Source organism: Phaeovulum sp., assembly GCF_041596715.1.
GTDB lineage: Bacteria > Pseudomonadota > Alphaproteobacteria > Rhodobacterales > Rhodobacteraceae > UBA6213.
This window is the reverse complement of record NZ_JBFHIA010000119.1, coordinates 1-9,080: the sequence shown is the minus strand read 5'-3', so window position 1 is coordinate 9,080 and position 9,080 is coordinate 1. Positions and strand designations below refer to the sequence as shown.

Genomic DNA, 9,080 nt, shown 5'->3' with positions numbered 1-9,080 from the left:
TCCACCTCGCCCGCACGGGACCAAAGCCAATAGGGTGCCTCCGCGCCCTGCCCCTTGTGGTGCCATTCGGCCAAAACCTCGCGCCGCCCGTTGGCAAGGTGCACGATGGCCCGCAGCGTGAGCGCGCCCTGTGCGTGACAGACCACACCCAGCCGCGTCAGGGACGTGTGCGCGCGCCAGAAATCAAGGAAAAAGGCGTTGAAATAGGCGTCCGTGCTGCAACGTCCAGCCTCTGACAGGCGCAAGGACCCGGAGATGCCGATTTCTGGCCATGCCGCCTCGGGGCCGAAATAAAGCGCCTCTGGTGCCCCAAGGAAGGGCGTAAGGATTGGTTGCAACACATGCACCGCAGTTGCGGGTATCCCAATCAGGGCGGCATCCAGAAACGCGGATGACGAATGGCCCGCCTCGGCCCGTTCGCGCGCTATCACCGCGCCGCTGAAACTAGGCTCGGTAGTGTCGAGTTTCATGCTGCATTCCAGCCGCAGCTAGCATGGCGCCGCATCATCGCAGATCCAGCAAGGTTGGAGAAATGGCACTGCCGAAACGCTCATCGTGCAGTCGCTGCAATTCCTCGCGCGTGGCATCGACGGCGGCAACGATATGTTCTGGTTCGTGCAGCGCCGTCAGGAAAAAGCGCAAACGCGCAGCTTGCATCGGCACAGCGGGAAAGATCACCGGCAGGGCATTGATCCCGCGCGCCAGAAGCCGTTCTGAAAGTTTGGCTGCCAGCGCAGAGTCGCCCACCATGACGGGCACGATGGAAAACGGCTCGGCCGCGCCGGTATCGAGCCCCGCGGCCCTTGCGGTTTCAATAAAAAACGCGGTGTTTTGCTGAAGCTTTTGCGCGCGCCACGGCTCAGACTCCAGCAGTTCCAGTGCCGTCAGCGCCGAGGCCGCCAGCGCCGGTGCCAGCGCCACCGAATAGACATAGCCAGAGGCATTGCCCATCAGCAATTCAATCAGCGCCGTGCTGCCCGCGATATAGCCGCCCGTTGCCGCGAGGGTTTTCGACAATGTGCCCATCCAGATATCGACTTCGGCCGGATCGACGCCGTAAAGTTCGAATACCCCCTTGCCCGTCGCCCCGACGCAACCAAGCGCATGGGCCTCATCCACCATCAACCAGCAGCCATATTTTTGTTTTAAGGCAATAAGTTGCGGCAGTGGTGGCGTGTCGCCATCCATCGAGTAATGGCCTTCGACCACAATAAGCGCATTGCGATACCGGGCGCGGTTTTCGATCAGCAGCGCTTCAAGAGCGGCCATGTCATTATGGGCAAAACTGCGCCGCGCGGCCCCCGAAAGCTTGGCGCCAACTTGCAGGCTGTTGTGCACCAACGCGTCCTGCACGATCAAATCGCTTTCGCCCATCAGGCAGCCGATCGTCGAGGCGTTGGTCGAATGGCCCGATACAAAACAGATGGCCGCGGCGGTGCTGTAGTGCTGCGCCAAGGCCGCTTCGAGCGCCAGATGCACCGGGCGCGCCCCCGAAACCAGCCGGCTGCCCGAGGGCGAAACGCCGTAGCGGTCGATCGCATCCTTGGCCGCGGCGGCAGTGCGCGGATCGGCGTTCAAACCGGCATAATCATACGAGGCAAAGTTCAGTGACTCGCGCCCGTCGATCACGGTGCGCAGCCCTGCGTGCCCTTCGTGAAGCCGGAAGTAGGGGTTTGCGAAACCGACCGTTTCGCTGGCCCACCGCAGCCGCTCGATCATCTTGTAGTCGGGCAACTGATCGAATGACACGGCCTTGGGCCAAGCCGTGTTGGCCGCGCCCTGCTGCGGATTGCCGCGCCCCTTGCGCCGCGCCTGTGCCTGCCGTGCCTGTGCAATTGCGCGTTCGGTGGTTTCGTCGTTCATGCTCATTCCGCCGCTTCTTCGCCCGAGCTTGCCGCCGCGGGTTCTGCCGCGATGAGCAGATGCTGCGCGGCAAGCCTTGCGCCATCGATTTGCGCTGCCGCCTCGTCTGGATCGCCATGCAGATGCGCGATGATAAGATGCGCGACCTCGCCGATACTAAGCGCCTCGGAAACCGAACTGACCGGGATATCTTCGCCCAAGCCGTCTTGAAGCGTCAGCGCAAGTTCCACGCCCATCAACGAGTCGATGCCCAGATCTTTCATAGGCTTGGTTGTGTTCACCGCTTTTTCGCCAACTTGCAGGATATGCGCGATCTTTTCGACCAAATAGGCGGTCAGCTTTTCCTCTGCCTTGGCGGCAGGCATACCGATCAAGGCGGCGCGCATGTCTTCGTCACCTAGTTCAATATCGCTTCGCCGACCAAGCATCTTGAGCAAATGGTGGCTGGGCGCTGACAAGGTTGCGAGGGTTGCCGAAGCGGCCGTCCATCCCATGGTGGTGACATGCACGACGGGGTCTGACACCTCGCCAAATTGCAGAACGCGTTCGAGTGCTCGCGTCAATTGCAGGCTGGAAAACTCCACATTGCCCGACATCCGTTGCACCAGAACCGCCTTGTCCTTATCGCGTGCAAGGTAGCCCACGTCGCTGACGGGCCCCCAGCCGATGGCAAGCCCCGGCAGACCTTCGGCGCGGCGCTGGCGAACCAACCCTTCCTGATAGCCGTTTGCCGCGACATAGGCAGACTGGCCGTGGTTGCCGATTAGCGTGGCGATCGAAGAAAAGAGCACGAAATGGTCAAGCTTGTCCTGCCGCGTCAGGCGGTCAAGATTGCGCGCCCCCGCAATTTTGGCGGGCAAAGTGCGCGCCAGCGCCTCGGCGCTTAGCGCTTTCATCTGCATGTCTTCCAGCACCATCGCAGAATGGAGCACGCTGATCAGCGGACGGCGGGCGCGCAAGGTGGAAAGTGCTGCCTCCAACGCCTCTGGGTCGGCTACATCGCAGGCGACAAGTTCTATATCGACCCCTTCGGCACGCCACTCTGCGATACGTCGGGCTACATCGGGCGATGTTTCGGTGCGCCGCCCCATCAGTGCGATGGCACGCGCGCCGCCATCGACCAACCATGCCGCGATCTCGACCCCGAGCCCGCCAAGCCCGCCAACCACCAGATGCCAGCCAGTGCGATCAACGGTCAAAGCCCGCGTGATTGGCCGGGCCGCGGCACTTTCTACGCCCGGTGGGCGCACCACGATCTTGCCGATATGGCCGGATTTCTGCATCAGCCGGAAGGCATCGACAACGCTTTCGCCATCGAAAATGCGCAGCGGCAACGGCTTGAGCGCCTGTTGGCGGAACACGGCCATCACTTCAGCAAAGACCGCCTTTGCCTTGGCAGGGCGAACCGCCATCAATTCGTCAACGTCGATGCCGTGATAGGCGATGTTCTTTTTCAGCGGGCGCAGGCCAACCGCGGTATTGGCGTAAAAGTCTTGTTTGCCGAGTTCGAGGAAATGGCCGAACGGGGCCAGCAGGTTCAGGCTGCGCTCCATCGCCTCGCCCGCAAGCGAGTTCAGCACCGCATCAACACCGCGCCCGCCCGTCAGCGCCAAGACCTGTTGCGCAAAGTCGAGGCTGCGGCTGTCGAACACATGTTCAACCCCCATAGCGCGCAGGAACGAGCGTTTTACCGGCGTCCCCGCCGTGGCGATGACACGCGCGCCGCGATGCTGAGCGATCTGAATGGCGGCAAGCCCGACCCCGCCGCTGCCGCCGTGGATCAGCACCGTGTCGCCCGGTTGCAGGTCTGCAAGTGTCACCAGCGCATACCACGCTGTGAAAAACGCCACCGGCACGGTCGTCGCCGCCTCTAGATCCAGCCCATCGGGCAGCACGGCGGCCATGTCTTCGCGCATGACCATATGCGTTGCAAAACATGACGGCCCGAAGGCCAAGACCCGGTCGCCGGGCTGTAGCCGCGTGACGCCGGGCCCGGTGCGCAGCACGGTGCCGGCACATTCGATACCAAGGGTCGGCCCGGCAAATCCGCTTTCCAGCGCCTCTTCGGGCAAGAGACCCATCGACCACATCACATCGCGGTAGTTCAAGCCGGTCGCCGCCACGGCGATCTCGACCTCTCCCTCTTTGGGCGCGAGGCGCGGCTCGCTGAGCCACGTCAGATCATCGAGCTTGCCCGATGCCGGCGCAACCAGTCGCTGCCGCGTTTCGCCCGACTGTTGCGCCAAGGGCCCGGCGCTGACGCCGTGCACCACGCGCAGTGCGGCATCGCCTGTGCGGCGCAAGATCAACTCTGTCTCTGGCCCCGGGTTTGCTTCCAGCGCGGCAATCCGCGCCGCCGCTTCCTCGGGCGCAAGCCCATCGGCAAGATCGTAACTTACCAATGAAATCCCGGCATATTCGTTGGCAACCGTGCGCAGTGCCGCCCAGATCCCGGTCTGTCCGGGGTCGGCCGTGCCATCGGCCAAGCCGCTGCCGCCGGGCACCAAGGCCACAAGGCGGCGGTTCTCGGCCACGGCTTCTGCCGCGAGGTCTTTCAACGCAAGCAGGCGCGCGGACATGCGTGCAACCGGATCGTCGTTCCCACCCGTGCGATCAAACGCCACCCAAAGACGCGTAAGCGCGCCCTCGGTGCGCAACACGTGCAGCGCCGCGATCTGGTCTTGCGGCAAAGCGGCCGCCTTGGGCGCAAGCAGCGCAGCAACCGCCGCGCGCGCATCAACGTCTTCTACTGGTGCTGCGACCTCACGCAGGGGGGCGCGTGCCAAAAGCAGGCTTGCCACCCCGCATCCGTCTGAAAGCGGCACTGTCATCGACTCTGTCAGCATCGCGCCGCGCGACAAGCTCAACAAATCTTCGTCGGAATAGCGACGTGAAACAGGCTCCAAAGGCGATGCATCCGCAACGAACCATTCCGGGTCGAACCCGTGCACGAGGTCTGCGAAATCTGATGGCCCCGGTTCCGCGGCCAGTAATTGGCCACGTGAACTCAGCGCAGCGCCAAGTAACGACACGATCGGTTGCGGCGCTGCAATTCGGTTCAGAACGCCCGCCGATAGCACCAGGTCAAATGGCCCGGCGGCCTTGACTGCCTCGGCCTCAGCCGCGAGCGTTGTGACGCGATCAAGGGGCAGATGCACAACCGCCCCGGGTTCGTCTACCGTTGGTACGACAATATCAAAGAAAATCGCCTTATCGCTTGGCAGATCTTGCAAGAGTTGCGGCAGAATCCTTGGTGCGCCGTCAGATAGTTCGGCAATGCGCAGCGCGCGGCCCTCTGGCCAGTTTGCGGCAAGGTGCAGCGCCGCCTTGACCAGCACAGCAACCTGCCAACGCTCGAAAATCGATCCGTCATGCAGGTTTGCCAGCGCATCGCGCCCAAAATGCTCTTGCGCTGAGGGCAAGGCGTCATTGCGCGCCAAAAGCCCCGGAAGCGTGACGCGCGCATGACCGAGCAACGAGGTCTCGGTGGCAAGCCATGGATACTCGCTTCGCAATAGCTTCAAGAGCGGCTCTGGATCACTTGCCTCGCCCGCTTCGGTCAGCCGCCAGCCGTGTGGCAAGGGGGTCAACACGTCGGCGCGGATGCCAATGTCGATCAATTGCGCCAGATAGCGCGCCTGCGCCGTTTCGGGCAGGGTCACGACACCCTCTACGTCCGCCTTGGTTCGAAGCAGCTCGGCAACGATCGATTGCGCTGCGGCTTCGATAAGGAAGAAGGCGTTTTCCGCCCCCGCGAACCCGCTTTCTGAGGCGATAGTCTGTATTTTTTCAGTCGTTAGCGCGGACGCGGCACAGCCCGCCGGGGTCTGTGCAACGCCGATCTGGCGGAAGGCGTGATGCGAAAGATCTGCCTCTCGCAAAAGCCGTATCGCGTGAAAGCGCACGCCTTCAAGCAGCGCCACGCCCTCGCCTGCAGTGTCGTAAAGCGCAAATGACGCGAGCACGGATCGCTGCCCGATGCGCGCTATGCGCAACCGCGCCGAGGCGACCTTGGCGTAAGGCTTAATCAGCACCAAGCGAGCGATATGGATTGGCACATAGCCCAAGGCGTTGCGCGCGATCGCGCTGTCTTCAAGCGCCGCGACAAGCGCATGAAAAACCGCATCTGCGCCGATCACATCGAGCAATGTTGGATTGTCGGACCCGCCAATCTGTTTGGATTCACGCAGAAAAACCTCAAACGAACCGTCCGCACAGCGGCGCACACGCTCGACAAGCGTGAATCCCGGCCCATAGTCCAACCCGATACGGCGGGCTGCGGCATAAAGCGGCGCGCCGCGGCGGTCTTTGGGGCGCAAGGCGGGGTCTGGTGCAGGCTCGGAAAGCCGGTCCAGCGAGGCGTGCGAAAAGCGCGTAGACAAATGCAACCGCGCAGCGCCCGCGGAGCCACGGCGCTGCCCGCTGATGCGCAGCCCCGTCTGATCCGGCGCGACGCGGGTGTGCAACTCGTAAAGCGCATCACGGGCTAGCAACACGGGTGCCACGATGTCGGCATCACGGATTTCAACGTGGTCGCTTGCCAGCGTCGCGCGTGCCGCGGCCAGTGCCATTTCGGCAAGCGCCGTGCCCGGTGCAACGACCCTGCCGCCCACACGGTGATCAACGAAGGCCGGTGCCAGATGCTGATCTATTTCAGATAACCAGACCCCTGCCCCAAGCCCCTCTTCGCGGCCAAGCAGCGGGTGGCTGTCGGCATCGTTGCCAAAACGATTCAACACCATCGGCGTGCGATCAATGCGGATTTCAGCACCGGTCCAGCTATACTGCGGAAGATCGCGCCGATGCTGGCTTGGTTCGGGCAAAAGCTGCTTCAGATTTAGCTTCAGCCCATTGACCATAGCGCGCGCCAGCACGCGCGCCACGGGGTTCACAGCGGCCGTATCGCGCATCTCGAAACTTGGCAGCACCACAGATCTGTTGCCACCGCTCAGGCAATCCTCGGTGTATTTGCCCAAAACAGGCGCCGCGCCAATTTCCAAAAAGGCTTTGAACCCCATGCCTTTGAGCGTTTCGATCGCATCGGCGTACATGACCGGGCGGCGAACGTTGGCACACCAGTAATCTGCATCAAGTTCGGACCCATCGCAGAGCTGGGCGCTGACGCTGGAAACAAACGGAACCTCGGCCCTGCCGGGCACAAGCCCGGCGATCGCCTCGCGCAAGCTTCCTGTTACCTCATCGACCGCTGAGCCGTGAAAGGGAAAATCGATCGCCAATGGCACCGCGGCCCAACGCATGGAACGTCGCACATGGCGCAGAAAACTATTGAGCTTCTCACGCTCGCCCACCAACGTAACACTTCGCGGGCTGTTCACTGCGGCAATCTCGATGCCGCCGCCGAACTCGGTGATGGCGTCAACCACTTGCTCGACGGGTGCCTGAACCGCCGCCATGGTGCCGCGACCGCGCAGCCGCTGAAGCGCCTGCGATCTTTGATAGTTAAGTTCGAGCGCGTCCTGCAAGGTAAGTGCGCCCGATGCACAAGCCGCTGCCACCTCGCCCCCGGAATGGCCCATTACCGCCGCAGGTCGCAGCCCGTGGGCCGCCAGCGCCGCGACAGTTGCCATTTGGTCGGCAAACAGCAGCGGTTGCGCCACCTCAGCTTCTTGAATCCTCTCTTTAAGATCGGGGTGATGCAGCATCTCGATGATCGACCAGCCCGCGATGCGCTTGTAGGCGCGGTCAATCTTTCTCATCTCTCGCGCGTAGGGCGCGTCAGATGCCAGAGCGGCAATCGACATGCCGGCGTATTGCGACCCGTTTCCAGAGAACACGAAAACCGCAGGCGCATCGGTCAAATCGCTTTGGGCTTGCAGCACCCTCGGATCCGAGGCCCCTGTTTCTGCGTTGCGCAACGCGGCCAGCGCCGCATCGGCGGTGTCGCACACAACAGCAATGCGATGCGGATAGACGCCACGAAAACGCGCGGCTTCTGCACAGAGTTCGGCAATTGTCGAAGGTTCTCGTTCCGCACCGATCATACGCTTGTAGTTGCCCACGGTGCGGTTCAGCGACTCGGGCGAAAAGGCGGACATGAACAGGATCGGAACACCGCCCCCATTCGCGCGCCGCGTGGCCTTGGCCGGCAAAGGCTCCACCGCCTCGAGAATCGCGTGCGCATTCGCGCCGCCAAAGCCAAACGAGCTAACGCCTGCAAAACTGCGCCCATCGCGCTTTGGTAGCGGCACGTTCTGCTGCGCCACTTTCAAGTTCAACTCGTCAAAGGCGATTGCAGGGTTCAGCACGTCGGCGTGCAACGACGCGGGTAGCGTGCCCCGTTCAAGCGCCAGCAAGGCCTTGAGCATACCCGCAGCACCTGACGCGGGTTCCAGATGGCCGATGTTCGATTTGATCGACCCGATCGGCAGCGGCGTGCTGCGCCGCTGGCCCAAAACCTGCCCAAGCGCCATCGCCTCAACCGGATCTCCTGCAAGTGTGCCGGTGCCATGCGCCTCGACAAACAGCAGATCTTCCGGGTCAACCTTGGCGCGGTCATAGACGCGCTGCAACAGCGCCGCTTGCCCTTCAACCGAGGGAAGCGCAACGTTGACGGTGCGCCCATCCGAATTGGTCTCAACCGCGACCAAGGCGGCATAAGGCTGGCGTAGGCCGAGCATTTTGCGGGTCTTGCGCTCTAGCACAAAGGCGACGGCGCCTTCGGCGCGCACATATCCATCGGCCGTCGCTGAAAACGGCTGGCACCGCCCTTTTTGCGACATCATGCGCGCAGCTGAAAACCCCACAAACGGGGTTGGATCCAGCAATGCGTTGACGCCCGCAACAATCGCCGTGTCGATCTCGCCCGACAATAGCGCGTCTTCGGCAAGTTTCAGTGCGAACAAGGATGACGAGCAGGCCGTATCAACGGTCATCGACGGCCCGCGCAGATCGAGCACATGCGATATGCGGTTTGAAACCAAGGCCAGCGTGTTGCCGGTCATCATATAGGCGTCAGTAAGCGAGGCATCTTGCGACAGCCGCGCCGCGTAGGACAGCGCCGAACTTCCGACGAAAACCCCGACAGACTTGCCCGCGAGGCTGCGCGGCGGGATGCCCGCATCCTCGAGCGCCTCCCATGTGACGTTCAAAAGCATGCGCTGCTGCGGATCCATCTGACCCGCTTCGCGCGGCGATATGCCAAACACTTCGGGATCGAACTGCCAGATCTCGTCAACCACACCCGCCGCGAAAGTATA

3 protein-coding genes are annotated in these 9,080 nt (G+C 62.6%); all 3 read right to left on the bottom strand.

The genetic code is table 11. The annotated features are described in order from the left end of the window. Positions 1–470, bottom strand: a 470-nt coding sequence (locus ABY403_RS09515; protein WP_372840554.1) for a hypothetical protein, incomplete at its 3' end; no start/stop codon positions are given. Between the two features lie 34 nt (positions 471–504). Continuing rightward, on the bottom strand, positions 505–1,869 hold the full coding sequence (locus ABY403_RS09510; protein WP_372840553.1) for an aminotransferase class I/II-fold pyridoxal phosphate-dependent enzyme: 1,365 nt from the start codon (positions 1,867–1,869) through the stop codon (positions 505–507). After that, entirely contained in the window at positions 1,866–9,062 is a 7,197-nt protein-coding gene (locus tag ABY403_RS09505; RefSeq protein WP_372840552.1) for an SDR family NAD(P)-dependent oxidoreductase, read from the bottom strand. The genes ABY403_RS09510 and ABY403_RS09505 overlap by 4 nt, the downstream gene beginning before the upstream one ends. Positions 9,063–9,080 lie beyond the last annotated feature (18 nt).

Bases quoted from the DNA above. Each gene is read 5' to 3' on its own strand.
- ABY403_RS09510 (WP_372840553.1), bottom strand. From the start codon at position 1,869: ATGAGCATGAACGACGAAACCACCGAACGCGCAATTGCACAGGCACGG.